At 32.7% G+C, this 14,789-nt stretch carries 17 protein-coding genes; 8 read left to right on the plus strand and 9 right to left on the minus strand.

Annotation, left to right across the window (positions count from 1 at the left end):
- Positions 1-3: 3 nt before the first annotated feature.
- The 3 genes from DFQ09_RS15620 to DFQ09_RS15630 form a co-directional block, all read right to left on the minus strand.
- Entirely contained in the window at positions 4-804 is an 801-nt protein-coding gene (locus tag DFQ09_RS15620) for an outer membrane protein assembly factor BamD (RefSeq protein WP_115811982.1), read from the minus strand.
- Positions 805-978: 174 nt separating this feature from the next.
- Positions 979-1,863 (minus strand): 4-hydroxy-tetrahydrodipicolinate synthase, encoded by an 885-nt coding sequence (gene dapA, locus DFQ09_RS15625; RefSeq protein WP_115811984.1) that lies wholly within the window; start codon positions 1,861-1,863, stop codon positions 979-981.
- Positions 1,863-2,381: a DUF6913 domain-containing protein gene (locus DFQ09_RS15630; protein ID WP_115811986.1), complete on the minus strand. Its 519-nt coding sequence runs from the start codon at positions 2,379-2,381 to the stop codon at positions 1,863-1,865. Before DFQ09_RS15630 ends, dapA begins: the two co-directional genes overlap by 1 nt.
- Positions 2,382-2,452: 71 nt before the next feature.
- Here DFQ09_RS15630 and DFQ09_RS15635 point away from each other — a divergent pair, with 71 nt between their 5' ends.
- Both DFQ09_RS15635 and DFQ09_RS15640 read left to right on the plus strand, forming a co-directional pair.
- Positions 2,453-3,211 (plus strand): 5'-nucleotidase C-terminal domain-containing protein, encoded by a 759-nt coding sequence (locus DFQ09_RS15635; RefSeq protein ID WP_115812069.1) that lies wholly within the window; start codon positions 2,453-2,455, stop codon positions 3,209-3,211.
- Between the two features lie 3 nt (positions 3,212-3,214).
- Positions 3,215-4,129, plus strand: coding sequence for a bifunctional metallophosphatase/5'-nucleotidase (locus tag DFQ09_RS15640; RefSeq protein ID WP_115811988.1), 915 nt, complete (start codon positions 3,215-3,217; stop codon positions 4,127-4,129).
- A 65-nt stretch (positions 4,130-4,194) separates the two neighbouring features.
- Here DFQ09_RS15640 and DFQ09_RS15645 read toward each other — a convergent pair whose 3' ends face one another.
- The 5 genes from DFQ09_RS15645 to DFQ09_RS15665 form a co-directional block, all read right to left on the minus strand.
- Positions 4,195-4,932, minus strand: a complete 738-nt coding sequence (locus DFQ09_RS15645; RefSeq protein WP_115811989.1) for a hypothetical protein — start codon at positions 4,930-4,932, stop codon at positions 4,195-4,197.
- A 101-nt stretch (positions 4,933-5,033) separates the two neighbouring features.
- The gene (gene ligA / locus DFQ09_RS15650; protein WP_115811991.1) at positions 5,034-7,028 is read right to left on the minus strand and encodes an NAD-dependent DNA ligase LigA; all 1,995 of its coding nucleotides are present in this window, start codon (positions 7,026-7,028) and stop codon (positions 5,034-5,036) included.
- A gap of 3 nt (positions 7,029-7,031) precedes the next feature.
- A complete protein-coding gene (locus DFQ09_RS15655) occupies positions 7,032-7,703 on the minus strand; it encodes a hypothetical protein (protein WP_115811992.1) in 672 nt (223 codons plus the stop codon).
- 1 nt (position 7,704) lies between these two features.
- Positions 7,705-8,601 carry a peptide chain release factor N(5)-glutamine methyltransferase gene (prmC, locus tag DFQ09_RS15660; protein WP_115811994.1) on the minus strand — a complete coding sequence of 299 codons (897 nt, stop codon included), beginning with the start codon at positions 8,599-8,601 and terminating at the stop codon, positions 7,705-7,707.
- Between the two features lie 3 nt (positions 8,602-8,604).
- Complete coding sequence (locus tag DFQ09_RS15665) at positions 8,605-9,096, minus strand: GNAT family N-acetyltransferase (RefSeq protein ID WP_245940374.1); 492 nt, start codon at positions 9,094-9,096, stop codon at positions 8,605-8,607.
- Between the two features lie 49 nt (positions 9,097-9,145).
- On the opposite strand from DFQ09_RS15665, the gene DFQ09_RS15670 reads away from it, so the two are divergent.
- The 5 genes from DFQ09_RS15670 to DFQ09_RS15690 are packed head-to-tail and all read left to right on the plus strand — an operon-like array spanning position 9,146 to position 12,759.
- A complete protein-coding gene (locus DFQ09_RS15670; protein ID WP_115811998.1) occupies positions 9,146-9,604 on the plus strand; it encodes an LEA type 2 family protein in 459 nt (152 codons plus the stop codon).
- Positions 9,605-10,702, plus strand: a complete 1,098-nt coding sequence (gene ribD, locus DFQ09_RS15675; RefSeq protein WP_115812000.1) for a bifunctional diaminohydroxyphosphoribosylaminopyrimidine deaminase/5-amino-6-(5-phosphoribosylamino)uracil reductase RibD — start codon at positions 9,605-9,607, stop codon at positions 10,700-10,702. It begins immediately after the preceding gene.
- On the plus strand, positions 10,689-11,306 hold the full coding sequence (locus tag DFQ09_RS15680; protein WP_115812002.1) for an HAD family hydrolase: 618 nt from the start codon (positions 10,689-10,691) through the stop codon (positions 11,304-11,306). Before ribD ends, DFQ09_RS15680 begins: the two co-directional genes overlap by 14 nt.
- The gene (locus DFQ09_RS15685) at positions 11,303-12,154 is read left to right on the plus strand and encodes an EamA family transporter (protein WP_115812004.1); all 852 of its coding nucleotides are present in this window, start codon (positions 11,303-11,305) and stop codon (positions 12,152-12,154) included. Before DFQ09_RS15680 ends, DFQ09_RS15685 begins: the two co-directional genes overlap by 4 nt.
- Positions 12,154-12,759 (plus strand): IMPACT family protein, encoded by a 606-nt coding sequence (locus DFQ09_RS15690; protein ID WP_115812006.1) that lies wholly within the window; start codon positions 12,154-12,156, stop codon positions 12,757-12,759. Before DFQ09_RS15685 ends, DFQ09_RS15690 begins: the two co-directional genes overlap by 1 nt.
- On the opposite strand, the gene DFQ09_RS15695 is transcribed toward DFQ09_RS15690, so the two are convergent.
- Entirely contained in the window at positions 12,754-13,161 is a 408-nt protein-coding gene (locus tag DFQ09_RS15695) for an acyl-CoA thioesterase (protein ID WP_020896024.1), read from the minus strand. The genes DFQ09_RS15690 and DFQ09_RS15695 overlap by 6 nt on opposite strands.
- Before the next feature lie 200 nt (positions 13,162-13,361).
- Here DFQ09_RS15695 and dnaA point away from each other — a divergent pair, with 200 nt between their 5' ends.
- Positions 13,362-14,789, plus strand: a complete 1,428-nt coding sequence (dnaA, locus tag DFQ09_RS15700; RefSeq protein ID WP_115812007.1) for a chromosomal replication initiator protein DnaA — start codon at positions 13,362-13,364, stop codon at positions 14,787-14,789.

Genomic DNA, 14,789 nt, shown 5'->3' on the forward strand with positions numbered 1-14,789 from the left:
TGTTTAACTTTTAGTCGTAAACGTATTTAATTGTTCTTGTAATTCTTCATTCATTAAAGTAGCCGCTTCCATATGTTCTGATTCTGGATACAACTTCTTTAATACTTTATAATAACCGATAGCGTCTTTTACACGCTGCTCTTTTAAATATTCAATACTTAAAACAGCCAAATTATATGCCGAATCAAATCTGTAATAAACAGCTTCACTTCTTAAGGAAGCACCAGGGAACTCTAGCAAAAAGTTATTAAATGATTTAATTGAAGCCTTATATTCTCTAATTATATTGTATTGCTTTGCAATTTCGAAAGCCTTTTTCTCTAATTTAAAATCTAGCTCTTTAACTAATTCGTTAGCGTCAGCTAAATACTGTGAATTAGGATACTCATTAATAAAAATTTGTAATTTTTCTATCGCTTCAATCGTTTCTTTCTGTTCTTTAGAATACGCCGGCGAATTAAAATAATACCCTTTAGCAGCTAAAAATGAAGCTTGTTCCGCTTTTTCACTTTGAGGATAAATATCTGTAAATTTATCAAAGTGATAACTTGCTTCGTAATACGTTCCTAATTGGTAAGAACACATTGCATGCATAAAGGTTAGTTTTTCTGCCTGTGGCTTTCCTCTATATTGTTGAAGTATTTGATCTAACAATCTATAAGATTTATTCCACTTTTCAGCGTCATAAAGTTCTGTAGCCAATTCAAATTTCGCAGCAGTATCTTCAGATTTTAGTGTTTTCTGAAAGTCACTACAAGAAATAAATAGAATACTGATAAGTAGTATGTAAAGTCCTCTTTTCATTTGGTCACTTTAATTGCTTTGCATCTGTCAAATAGAATGTGCTATGAAATAACAAGCTCATTTTCTAATTTTTAAACAGAATGCAAAAGTAAGCATTATTAACGGATTTAAAAAACAATTATTGTCTGCTAAATTAAGCGTTGTATCTAGCCTGAATACCTATTTATATTAAGTTTAACTTTTTCCAAGATTTTTTAACTCTGATTTAATCCTTGCCTGTAAGTTATCTGTCGCTTCAACAAGTGGTAAACGCACATGTAATTTTGAAATTTCTAAAGCACTTAAAACTGCTTTTATACCAGAAGGATTATTTTCAGAAAAAATAAGTCCGGTTATTGGCATTAACTTAAAATGGATATCATAAGCCTCTTTGGCTTTACCTGCAATTCCTAAACGAATCATTTCTGAAAATTCTTTAGGTAATGCTTGTCCTATAACAGAAATAACACCCGATCCGCCTGCTAATGCAACACCTAAGGCTAAGTCATCATCGCCAGATAACACTAAGAAATCTTCTGGTTTAGTTCTTAATAATTCTAAATATTGATGCACATTATTACCTGCTTCCTTAACCGCTACAATATTATCACAATCTTTTGCTAACCTCAACGTTGTTTCAGGAGACATGTTTGAGGATGTTCTACCTGGTACGTTATATAAAATAATTGGTCTTGGAGTTACGGCAGAAATGGCCTTAAAATGCTGATAAACTCCTTCTTGTGTTGGTTTACTATAGTAAGGAGAAACTGATAAAACACCATCAATAGTAGAAAAATCTGTTGCTTTAATTTCATTGATAACACTTGCAGTATTATTACCACCTATACCTAAAACTAATGGCAATCTTCCATTATTAATTTTAGCAATAAACGCTATTAACTCCTTTTTTTCCTCTGGGGTAACGGTAACACTCTCTCCTGTTGTTCCGCTAATTACTAAATAATCTGTGCCGTTGGCAATATTATACTCCACTAAACGCTCTAATGCATCAAAATCGATACTCAGATCTGCGTTAAATGGTGTGATTAATGCCACACCAGTTCCTATAAATTTGGTCATTATAATTTGTTTAAAATATTTAAGTATTTTTTTAACTCTTGTTTAAAAATATTGATATCTCTTAACTCTACGTCTATTATTAAATCATATAAACGTTCGTCTTCTTTACTAATTCCTACTTTAAAATTCGCTTTAGATGCTGCCGTCATAAGATTTAATTGCAACACTTCATTTTTAAAAAAGCAAATCAGCATATCGTACGGTTCGTTGATAAAAGCTTCTAAGTCGGGGTTTTTTATTTTTCCTTTCCAGCCAAAGTCTTTTGGGCTACAATGTACATTCCACTTATTGTGCTCTAATTTATCATCTAAAGTAAAAGCAATAATTTTATGCTTTGGAGAGACTAAACCTAGCTCTTTAAAATAAACTCTAAACACCTCAAATTCATGAAATTCGTTCGCATTAAGAAGCACCGCCACTGTTTTTATTTTGTCATTATTAACTGTCGATTGACGAGTAGCTAATAAATTATTGACATATTTTCGATTAGATTTTTCTTTAAATGCTTTTAAAATCATTTACCTTTAGCCTTTGTGCAAATTTAATAAAAGCACTTACATTTTATTACAAACTTCTTATAAGTTATTCAATGACTAGTAAACATATTCTAAAACTCTGTTTATTGTTGCTCATTTTTTCTTGTGCATCATCAAATATTTCTAAAATTGAAGGCAAACGAATCGATATCGATGACAGCCTATCCGCCAATAAAGCCGTAGAAGACTTTATAACTCCTTACAGGCTTCACGTTAATAAAGATATGGATAGTATCATTTCTTATGCACCAGAAACCTATACGAAATCTGATGGAGAATTTAATACTGCGATTGGAAATTTAATGGCTGATGCTGTATATAGCGAAGGTAATCCTGTCTTTATGCAACAATCTAAAAAAAACATTGATTTTGTTCTACTCAACCATGGAGGTATTCGATCCATCCTTTCTAAAGGAAATGTTACAACCAGAACTGCGTATGGAATTATGCCTTTTGAAAATTCTGTCGTTGTAGTTGCTCTTAAAGGAGAGCAGATTAATGAAATGATGGTGTACCTTTCTATGGCCAAACGTGCACATCCTGTATCTCATCAATTACAATTAACTTTAGATAAAAATTCAGAAGTTCGTTCGGCTACTGTTAACGGAAAACCAATAGATATCAATAGAACCTATTACGTAGCTACTAATGATTACCTCTATAACGGAGGTGATGGTATGGACTTTTTTCAAACCAATGAAGGACTCTATGTCTTAAATTATAAAATTAGAAATGTATTAATTGACAACTTTAAAAAGACAGATACATTAAACCCTAAACAAGATCAACGTTTTATAAAATTAAAAGATTAAGCCATGAAGAGAAGACAATTTATTCAGAAATCTACAGCAGCCACAGTTTTAGCTAGTGTTGGTGGCTTAGGTTTACAATCTTTTAGTGCGCCTAGAACGAAAAAAATAACGATTCTACATACCAACGATGTGCATAGCCATATTGATCCTTTTGGGCCTGAAGACGGAAGAAATGCCAATAAAGGTGGTGTGGCAAGACGTGCGACTTTGGTTGAGTCTATTAGAATGGAAAACCCTAATACGCTATTATTAGATGCAGGTGATATTTTTCAAGGCACTCCTTATTTTAATTATTATGGTGGTGAATTAGAGTTTAAACTAATGAGCATGCTAAAATACGATGTCGCAACTATTGGTAACCATGATTTTGATAATGGTATTGACGGACTTTATGCTCAAATTCCAAATGCTGATTTTGAGTTTGTATCAGCCAATTACGATTTTTCTAATACAGTGATGGATACACATGTTAAGCCTTATAAAATAATTGTTAAGGATGGTATAAAAATCGGCATCTTCGGTTTAGGGATTGAACTTGATGGCTTAGTAAATAAAGACATGTATAAAGAAACTGTTTACCACAATCCTATTGAGATTGCGCAAGACATGTCGCGCATCTTAAAAGAAGAACAATCTTGCGATTTAGTAATTTGTTTGTCTCATATTGGTTATCAATATAAGAATAACCCTGATAAGGTAAGTGACATTACTCTAGCAAGAGCAACCAAGGATATCGATTTAATTATCGGCGGACATACACATACTTTCTTACCAAAACCAACTATAGAAACAAATAGTATCGGTAAAAACGTATTAGTTAACCAAGTGGGTTGTTTTGGTTTATATCTTGGTAAAATTGATTTTTATTTCGAACCTGGTAAAAAGGTGACTGCAGAAGGAGCTTCTATTATAGTTTAACTAGCGTCTAAGTTACCTCTTAAAAACATAAATAAGATGCCTGGAAACCTATTCTTATTTAAGACTCAGGCTTCTATAGGATCATCTGTGTATGCAGGTGTTGGCTCTGTAACTAAGTGCTGTGACTGTAGGTAGTAAAAGATAAATGCAACAACTAAAAAGGAAGAGTAAACATAACCCAAGTTATCATCTTTAAGGATATAGAAATAAGCTAATTGAATAATCTCTGAAAACATTATAAAGATTGAGCCGATTAAAAAAAGCATTGACTTATAATTATTTCTATACATGTAGTTAATTAGCGCAATTGATAAAAGCAGCATTATAACAGCGTTATAGACATATTCTAAAATGTACTCATACAAGTTGAATGAATTCTCTGTAGTGCTAGATATTAATGTTACACAAAATATGTCTAAAATCACAAGTATGATTATAGGAACTGTTAGTTGTGAAAATACTGTTTTTAAATTTAAGTGAATGAAGACTTTAAGAATAAGCAAAGCATAGGAAATGATACTAAGAATGTTTGCTATATAATATAAATAATCAGTCTGCCCATCCCTAAGTCCCGGTCTATGCCAACCAATAAAACTTAATATTTGTGCTGTAGTAAAAGCAACCAAAAACATTAAAAACAATTTTGATTTATTTTTGGTCCAACCTACATATAGGACTGTAAGTAAAATGAATCCAATAGCTCCTACCGTATCTCCTTCTACCTCTAAAGCAAAGCCTTGAAGTAAAATATAGGTACCACCTAAGAGCAGTAAAACTACTTTTAAAATTTTATTTAATAACATTAATCATCCCTTATTAACAAAGCAAATATAACTATTTTTTTTACGTATAAACGTTAAAATTATACATTTTACCGAATAAACAACTATATTTCTGTAAGAAATTACTTCAAAGCATCTAAAAACGACTCTTCAGTTAATATTGGAACATTTAGACTTTCTGCTTTTACCCGCTTACTTGGCCCCATTTTATCACCAGCAACTAAATAACTTGTTTTAGATGAGATAGATGAAGACACTTTTCCACCGTTATCTTCTATCAGTTTTTTAAGCTCATTTCTTGAGACGTTCTCAAATACACCCGAAACTACGATAGATAACCCTTTTAGTTTTTCGGTTTGGTTGGCTAATTTTTCTGCAGAGATTTCTAATTGTACACCAAACAACTTTAAACGCTCTATAATTTGCTTGTTGTCTTCTGAACTAAAATACTCAACGACACTTTGCGCAATACGCTCTCCTATTTCATCTACCGTAACTAAATCTAATAGTGAAGCAAACATTAGTGCATCGATAGACTTATAATGCTTGGCCAATTTTTTTGCAACTGTCTCACCTACATAACGTATACCTAAACCAAAAAGTACACGCTCAAACGGAATTTGTTTAGAAGCCTCAATTCCATTTACTAAATTCTCTGCACTCTTTTGCGCCATACGTTCTAGCGGAACTATTTGCTCCACAGTCAACTCATACAAATCCGAATAATTAGCAATCAAACCTTCCTTAACTAACAACGCCACCGTTTCCCCTCCCAGTCCGTCAATGTCCATTGCCTTTCTAGATATGTAATGCTGTATTCTACCAACAACTTGTGGAGGACAAGCCGTATCATTAGGACAATAATGTTTAGCCTCCCCCTCTAGTCTAACGAGTTCGGTGTCACATTCTGGACAATTAGTTACATATAGAGTTGGCACAGAATACAATGGTCGTTTAGATAAATCCACAGCAATTATCTTTGGGATAATCTCTCCTCCTTTTTCAACAAACACCTCGTCTCCTACTCTAATGTCTAGTTTTTCAATTTGATCTGCATTGTGAAGTGAGGCGCGTTTTACTATCGTACCAGCCAATTGCACAGGTTCTAAATTAGCAACAGGTGTTATAGCTCCTGTCCGACCTACTTGATACGTAATTTCGTTTAGTTTTGTTGATACTTGCTCGGCTTTAAACTTATAAGCCATTGCCCAACGTGGTGCTTTTGCTGTAAAACCTAACTCATCTTGTTGATACAGATTATTAACCTTAATTACGACTCCATCAATTTCATAAGGTAAATTATGTCTATTTTCATCCCAATACGCAACATATTCTAAAACCTCATCAATAGAGTTTACCAATTTTGCTTCTTGTGGCACTTTAAAACCCCAAGCTCTTGCTTTGGCTAAACCCTCAGATTGCGATGTGATGTTAAGATTGTTTCCTACAATACTATATAATAAGCATTCTAAAGGACGTTTAGCAACTTCAGAACTGTCTTGTAATTTTAAACTTCCTGAAGCCGTGTTTCTCGGATTTTTATATGGCTCTTCTTCATTAGCTATACGCTCCGCGTTCATTTTTAAGAACCCTGCAATTGGTAGCACAATTTCTCCTCTAATATCAAAACGCTCAGGAAAATCTCCTTTTAATTGCAATGGCACCGTATTAATGGTTTTTATGTTTGCGGTTACTTCGTCTCCCTGCACACCATCGCCACGCGTAACTGCCCTTAATAATTTACCGTTTTCATAAGTAAGACTAATGGAAGCTCCATCGTATTTTAGCTCACAGGTATAACTAACCTCACCATCAACCATTTTTTTGACACGTGTCTCCCAATCCAACAAATCGTCTTTAGAATACGAGTTATCTAAAGAGTACATTCTTGAATCGTGAACCGTTGTTTTAAAATTCTTGGTAATAGCACCCCCGACACGTTGGGTTGGGGAGTTAGCATCAAAAAACTCAGGATGAGCGTCTTCTAAGGCTTGAAGTTCTTTTAGTTTTATATCGAAGTCGTAATCACTTATTGTTGCATCATCTAAAATATAGTAATTATAATTATGCTGACGCAATTCTTCTCTGAGTGATTCTATTTTTTGTTTTGTGTTCATTTTTTAAGGAATGTAAATAATGCGCTTTATATTTAATTGTTCGTCAATAAAAAAATTGACCTTATAACCTAAATAACCATCACTGTTACCCATTGTTACAATAATTTCTTTATCATAATAATAAGCTTCGGTTAAATTGAAATTTGGTTCATATAAGTCTTCATAATAACGTTTATCGATTTCAACATAGTTGTTGCTTAAATCTAAGTATATTTTAGAAATATAGGTGTTCGGAACATCTTCTGCTCCAATAACATTGTGATTATCAATTTGAATAATGTTTAAACTATCACTATCATAAGTGAGTTTTGATTTCGTTTTATCAAACTTAGATTTAAGGATGACAACTTCAATATTTTTGGTATATAAACTAATAGAATCTAAATTACCTCTTTTAACAAAAGGCTCGTAATCGAATGTGTAATCTAAGTTTGAATCACTTTCTAAAAAGTCAAACCCAACAATAGTATCTGTTACTATTTCTGAATTATAAAGTTTTATATGGTAAAATCTTTCTTTTAATTCTTGAAGTTTTTGTCTTATCAATTCGTCTTCCTTATTTATAGTTGAAAGCGTATCGATTTTAATTTCATACTCAACCTCTAAAACATCTTCTTTTTTCTCTTTACAAGAAAAGCAAAGCACTGAAATAAAAAAGACAACCAAAACTCTCATACTATATCTTTTCACCCTTCAACATTCTATCATTCCCATTTAAGTCTTTTAACAACGTTACATCTTCAAAATTAGCATCAGCTAATAAGGCCTTTGTTTCTTCTCCAAGATATTGATTAATTTCAAAATATAATTTACCCTTTGGTTTCAACTTTTTAACAGCAAAATCAGTAATAGCTTTGTAGAATATTAAAGGATTATTATCATCTACGAATAAAGCTAGATGCGGTTCGTTCTCTAAAACATTAGGCTGTATTTCTTGTTTTTCTAATTCTCTTACATATGGTGGATTAGACACCACAATATCAAATTCTAAATTTTCAAAAAACAAATTCCAAGTGGACGCGTTTAAAATATCTGCTTCAATAAAGGTTATTTCTACGTTGTTTGATTTTGCGTTTTGGGTCGCTACCTTTAACGCTTCAAGACTCACATCTAAAGCATACACTTTTGCATTTGGTGAATTTTTAGCCAGCGAAATTGCGATACAACCAGAACCTGTTCCTATATCTAGGATTTTAAATTGAGATTCTTCACGCAGCACGTCTTGAGTACAGTCATAAGGCCCTGAGTGATTTCGAATGATCATATCCACTAACTCCTCCGTTTCCGGTCTTGGAATCAATACATTTTCATTGACTTTAAATGGCAACCCGAAGAATTCTGTATCACCTAATATATATTGAATTGGTTTTTGTTGTTTTAAATCTTCTAAGACTTTAAAAAAAGTATCGGTTTCAGGTTTAGTGATTGTGAGTTCTGGTTCTAATGTCAATTGAATTCTTGCCACACTTAAATAATGCTCGGTACACAAATAGAAAAAACTATCCACTTCATGCTGACCATAAATTGCATCTAATTCTATGTGAAATATATGCTGAAGTTCTTTTAATACCATTATTTATAAATCTTTAAGCATCCATACTGTACACGAGTAATGACCAGTGTTCCCCATAGGCTTCTCTAAACTTTTAAAACCTACTTTTCGGTAGAGTTTACGTGCATCTTCCATATAAGGCAAGGTTTCCAAATAACAGTGATCAAAACCAGCTTGTTTGGCAAAATTGAGACATGTACTCATCATTTCGCTTCCCAAACCTTTTCCTCTAGCCTCTGGCATAAAATACATTTTTTGCAATTCGCACACATTACCCTCGTAATTTTCTAAAGGCGAAATTCCAGCTCCTCCAATAATTTCATCTCCACGTTCTACAACAAAATAAGCTTTCTTAGGTTCATTGTACGTTTCCGTCATACAGTCTAAAGCCACATCCTCATAGGCCGTTCCTACTTTAGGAACTCCCATTTCTATTAAAACAGAACGAACGGCTTTAGCAATTTTAGGATTGTCCTTGGTTTCAATTTCTCGAATAACAATAGTATCTTTACGCACAGAATTAAATTTTTTAGAAGACACCAAAAATACGTATAAAAACAATTTTATGTTTAAAAGACTCTTAATGTTTTCCCTAACTTGTACACTACTTCTTAACTGCTCGTTTACAAAAAAGCCAGAGTTTGTGAGGTTAGAAAACTTTAAAGTCATTGACTCTAACTCTAAAAATATAACCATAAGAACAGAAGCCCTTTTTCTGAATAAAAATGATGTTGGTGGTACTTTAAAAACTGATGATCTTAAAGTATATATTAATGATTTAGAATTAGCGTCTGTAATTTCGGATGAATTTAATGTCCCTAAAAGAAAGAATTTTACGATTCCGCTAACCGTTAAGATAGCAACCGACAGCATAATGAATGACGAAAATCTCGGAAGCTTGTTAGGGAGTCTACTTTTTCAAAAATTAAAAGTGCATATTAAAGGCGAAATAAAATATAAGATCTTAGGTTATTCTTCAACGTATTCTGTAGATGAAATTCAGGATGTAAAAATAAAATTCTAATTGTCAACTCACGAAATCTACATATCACGCTGTTTAGAAATTGCCAAAAACGGATTAGGCACTACCCGACCAAATCCTATGGTTGGTGCTGTTATTGTTTATAATAACACCATAATTAGCGAAGGCTACACAAGCGCTTATGGCAGCAACCACGCAGAAGTTAATGCTATTAATGCCGTTAAAGACAAATCAATATTAAGCAAAAGCACACTTTACGTGACGTTAGAACCCTGCAGCCATTATGGAAAAACACCTCCTTGCAGCGATTTAATTGTAAAGCACAACATCCCTAATGTAGTGATTGGGTGTGTTGATGACAACCCAGAAGTGGCCGGAAAAGGTATTGCTAAACTAAAAGCTTCGGACTGTAATGTTACTGTGGGTGTTTTAGAAAATGAATGTAAAACGCATCACAAGCGCTTTTTTACATTTCACAACAAAAAGCGCCCCTATATTATATTAAAATGGGCCGAAACTACTGATGGCTTTATTGCACCTATAAAAAAGGATGAAAAAAAACCAGTTTGGATTACGAATATATACTCACGTCAACTCGTGCATAAATGGCGCGCAGAAGAGCAAGCTATTTTAGTAGGAACCAATACCGTTATTGAAGATAACCCGAGTTTAACCGTTAGAGATTGGTCAGGAGAAAATCCTATAAGAGTGGTTTTAGACAGAAATTTGAAGTTAGATAAAACTTATTCCGTTTTTAATGATGAAGCCGAAAATATAATTTTTCATGATAATAATGATTTATTTCCTAAAGTTGACAAGAATCAAAAAGGTTGGGCAATTTCCCCACCTTTACGAAGAGGCGTTAATGCTGCATATGCCGAAATCGATTGGAATTTAAAAACTTCAATCGCAAAACAAATATGTGATGCTTTATATAAATTTCAAATTAATTCAATAATCATTGAAGGTGGAGCAAATACACTTCAAACCTTTATAAATGAAGAATTATGGGATGAGGCTAGAATTTTTACCGGAACAGTTGAATTCAAAGACGGTACAAAAGCACCAGAACTCAAAGGGAGATTGATTTCTGAATCTAGAATTAAAAATGATTTATTAAAAATATATGCAAAAGATTAAAACACTCATTTTCGATTTTGGAGATGTATTTATTAACCTTGACAAACAAGGTGCGATGCAAAATGCCTTAAACCTCTTTAATATAGACGTTTTTGACGCTGATATAATTAAAACCAATGAATTATACGAAGTTGGAAAAATTTCAACTGCAGAATTTATACAATTTCACAAAACTAAATTCCCAAAGATTAGTGAGACAAATCTTATCGACACCTGGAACTGTATATTAAAGGATTTTCCAAGTCATCGATTAGATTTTATTAAACACTTAGCACTTCAAAAAAATTACAAACTCATATTGCTGAGTAATACCAACGACATGCACATTGATTTTATAAAAGCCAATGTATCCTTCTTTGATGAATTTAAAAATTGCTTTGACAAGTTCTACCTATCTCAAGAAATTCACCTTAGAAAACCAAATACCGATATTTTTGAATTCGTATTAGAACAAAATAATCTAATGGCCAACGAATGTTTCTTTATCGACGACACTAAACACAATACAGATACAGCAAAATCCATGGGGTTCCATACTTGGAATATAGACGAAACCAAAGAAGACGTTACCACCCTTTTTGAAACGAACAAGGCTCCCTTTTGATATATTTACTGATTAGCATATTAGCATCTACAGCAATTTTTGTTGTTTTTAAACTCTTCAAAAAATACGGGGTTAATACACTGCATAGTATTGTTGTTAATTATTTCACTGCTTCTTTCTTAGGTTTCTTACTTTATAATGGCCCTATTGAACCTTCTGAAATCATAAAAACCAATTGGTTTATCCCAGCTATATGTTTAGGCTTTTTGTTTATCGCTATTTTTAATGTGATGGCCTTAACCGCACAGAAAAATGGACTTTCCGTAGCTTCCGTTGCTAGTAAAATGAGTGTAATAATTCCTATTATTTTCGGAATCGTTATTTTTAAAGAAAGTGTTGGTGCTCAAAAAATCATAGGTATTCTATTAGCTTTATTAGCGGTTTACTTAACATCTATAAAGCAAAAAGATCACACGGCACTAACGCAATCTATTTATTTACCTATTATCCTTTTTTTAGGCTCGGGTATTATTGACACCTCAATCAATTATTTTGCACCAAACGACAAAATTGCTTTATTTTCGGCCACCATCTTTGCTATGGCAGCAATCATTGGAGTCGTGCTATTACTAGGAAGCTTATTAAAATCTAAAGTTAGATTTAAACTGATAAATATTCCCTTTGGTATCGCTTTAGGTATCGTAAACTATGGATCTATTCACTTTTTACTAATGGCCTTACGTGTTGAGAATACAGAGAGCTCAACTTTATTCACTATTAATCATATTGCGATTTTAGCGCTTTCAACATTAATAGGTTTAATATTATTTAAAGAAAAAATTTCTAAGAAAAATTGGCTTGGTATTATCTTAGCCCTCATTTCAATACTATTAGTCACTTTAGCATAATGGAAGACGATTTATATAAAACGATTACAAAACCGGCACAAGGAGAATTATTTAAAGATAAGAATAGCAAATTCTATGGATTTACTTTTCCGGTAACGAACGAAGAGCAAATAAAACAACATATAGACGATTTAAAAAAGGAGCATTATGCTGCCAGACATTGGTGCTATGCCTACCAGATAGGAACAGAAACGATTCAATACCGCGCCAATGACGATGGAGAACCTAACAATTCTGCAGGAATGCCTATTTATGGACAAATTCAATCTTTTGAAGTCACCAACATCCTAATTGTAGTCATTCGCTATTATGGCGGTGTTAAACTAGGAGTTGGAGGCCTAATAAATGCTTATAGAACAGGAGCACAATTAGCTTTAGAAGCTTCAAAAATTGTGGAACGTACCATAAATAAAAAATTTAAACTCAGTTTTGAATATAAAAACATGAGTAAAGTGATGCGTATTTTAAAAGAAAACGATGTTGAAATAACAAATCAAACCTTAGAATTAAATTGTGTATTAGAAATATCTGTCAGAAAAACCCACAGTTCTAAAGTTTTTGAATTATTTGATCAATTTTTCGGAGTTGAAATCAAAGAATTATAACGAATAATTTCGCAGTTTATCTAAAAGATATTTTGGACATCTCGTAGGTCGATTCCGCTTGACGTCGATAAATGCTAAAATTGTATTTCCGGTGGCCAACAGAACGTTAGATTCATTTCGTAATTCATACTCAAATTCAATAGAGGCTGTAGGCATCTTTTTGAGTGTTGTTTTTACTTTAAGCACATCATCATAACGTGCTGAATTTTTGTAATTTATAGATAACGAAACCACAGGTAACATAATTCCATCAGCTTCCATACCACTATAACTAAGCCCAAACTCGCGCAACCACTCGGTTCTACCTACTTCAAAATACACTGCATAATTGCCATGATACACAACTCCCATCTGGTCAGTCTCTCCGTAGCGTACTCTAATAATAGTTTCATTATAATTCATATATAAATGTTTGATTAAGAAAAAATATTGTAATTTTAAATTGTTTTAAACATGAGGAAAAAAATCTAAATATTCTATCTAATTTGATTTTTTTATTAAGAATTTTGTTCACATATTTGTCCTGTTGAAAAACTACTAGAGAATTCCAATTCTCTTTTTTTTTGCTAAAATAACTAACAACGAAAAACCTAACTTAAAGAATGGAGATCACAGCGCAATCTGTATGGAGTAATTGTCTCGCTTTTATTAAAGATAATATACAACCACAAGCCTATAAAACTTGGTTTGAACCTATAGACGCTGTAAAACTTTCCGGTAATGCATTGAGCATTCAAGTTCCCAGTAAATTTTTCTATGAGTGGTTAGAAGAGCATTATGTAAAAATCTTAAAGGTATCCCTAACAAAAGAGTTAGGTGAAGATGCTAAATTGGTGTACGTTATTAAAATGGAAAACACCTATGGCAATAAACAACCTTTTACAGAAAAAATCCCAAGTGCAAACCGATCGGCATTAAAATCTCAAGATGTAGATGTGCCTTTTAACAATAAAAGTCCTGAGCTTAGGAATCCATTTATAATTCCTGGAATTAGAAATGTAAAAATTGAATCGCAACTTAACCCAAGTTATAGTTTTGAAAACTTCTTAGAAGGTGACTCTAACCGTTTAGCAAGAAATGCAGGTATTGCAGTTGCTAACAAACCAGGAGGCACATCTTTTAACCCACTATTAATTTTTGGTGGTGTTGGTTTAGGAAAAACACATTTAGCACATGCTATTGGTGTTGATATCAAGGATAAGTATCCTGAAAAAACAGTTTTATATATTTCTGCCGAAAAATTCACGCAACAATATATAGATTCTGTAAAAAAGAATAATAGAAACGATTTTATTCACTTCTATCAAATTATAGATGTGCTTATCATAGATGACGTTCAATTCTTATCTGGTAAAACAGGTACGCAAGATGTCTTCTTTCATATTTTTAACCATTTGCATCAAAACGGAAAGCAAGTTATTTTAACAAGTGACAAAGCTCCTGTAGACATGCAAGATATTGAGCAACGCTTATTATCGCGTTTTAAATGGGGACTTTCTGCCGAATTACAAACTCCAGATTTTGAAACTAGAGTTTCTATTTTAAAGAACAAACTTTACAGAGACGGTGTTGAAATGCCTGAAGACATTATAGAATATGTTGCAAAACATATTAAAACTAATGTTAGAGAGCTTGAAGGTGCTATTATTTCATTAATCGCGCAGTCATCATTTAACAAAAAAGAGATTACAATTAACCTTGCTAAAGATATTGTAGAGAAGTTTGTTAAAAATACTAAACGTGAAGTTTCTATTGATTACATTCAGAAAGTAGTTTCAGATTATTTTCAAATGGATGTTAACACACTTCAATCTAAAACACGTAAACGTCATATTGTACAAGCCCGTCAATTAGCCATGTTTTTCGCTAAGAAATACACAAAAGCATCATTGGCTAGTATTGGCTCTCAAATAGGGCAACGTGATCACGCTACAGTTCTTCATGCTTGTAAGACCGTTGATAATTTATCTTCAACTGACAAGCAGTTTAGAAAATACGTTGAAGACTTATCTAAAAAACTAGCCCTTTAA

The sequence above is a fragment of the Winogradskyella pacifica genome (genome assembly GCF_003386275.1).
Taxonomy (GTDB): domain Bacteria; phylum Bacteroidota; class Bacteroidia; order Flavobacteriales; family Flavobacteriaceae; genus Winogradskyella; species Winogradskyella pacifica.

Bases quoted from the DNA above. Each gene is read 5' to 3' on its own strand.
- DFQ09_RS15620 (WP_115811982.1), bottom strand. From the start codon at position 804: ATGAAAAGAGGACTTTACATACTACTTATCAGTATTCTATTTATTTCT.
- dapA (WP_115811984.1), bottom strand. From the start codon at position 1,863: ATGACCAAATTTATAGGAACTGGTGTGGCATTAATCACACCATTTAAC.
- DFQ09_RS15630 (WP_115811986.1), bottom strand. From the start codon at position 2,381: ATGATTTTAAAAGCATTTAAAGAAAAATCTAATCGAAAATATGTCAAT.
- DFQ09_RS15635 (WP_115812069.1), top strand. From the start codon at position 2,453: ATGACTAGTAAACATATTCTAAAACTCTGTTTATTGTTGCTCATTTTT.
- DFQ09_RS15640 (WP_115811988.1), top strand. From the start codon at position 3,215: ATGAAGAGAAGACAATTTATTCAGAAATCTACAGCAGCCACAGTTTTA.
- DFQ09_RS15645 (WP_115811989.1), bottom strand. From the start codon at position 4,932: ATGTTATTAAATAAAATTTTAAAAGTAGTTTTACTGCTCTTAGGTGGT.
- ligA (WP_115811991.1), bottom strand. From the start codon at position 7,028: ATGAACACAAAACAAAAAATAGAATCACTCAGAGAAGAATTGCGTCAG.
- DFQ09_RS15655 (WP_115811992.1), bottom strand. From the start codon at position 7,703: ATGAGAGTTTTGGTTGTCTTTTTTATTTCAGTGCTTTGCTTTTCTTGT.
- prmC (WP_115811994.1), bottom strand. From the start codon at position 8,601: ATGGTATTAAAAGAACTTCAGCATATATTTCACATAGAATTAGATGCA.
- DFQ09_RS15670 (WP_115811998.1), top strand. From the start codon at position 9,146: ATGTTTAAAAGACTCTTAATGTTTTCCCTAACTTGTACACTACTTCTT.
- DFQ09_RS15680 (WP_115812002.1), top strand. From the start codon at position 10,689: ATGCAAAAGATTAAAACACTCATTTTCGATTTTGGAGATGTATTTATT.
- DFQ09_RS15690 (WP_115812006.1), top strand. From the start codon at position 12,154: ATGGAAGACGATTTATATAAAACGATTACAAAACCGGCACAAGGAGAA.
- DFQ09_RS15695 (WP_020896024.1), bottom strand. From the start codon at position 13,161: ATGAATTATAATGAAACTATTATTAGAGTACGCTACGGAGAGACTGAC.
- dnaA (WP_115812007.1), top strand. From the start codon at position 13,362: ATGGAGATCACAGCGCAATCTGTATGGAGTAATTGTCTCGCTTTTATT.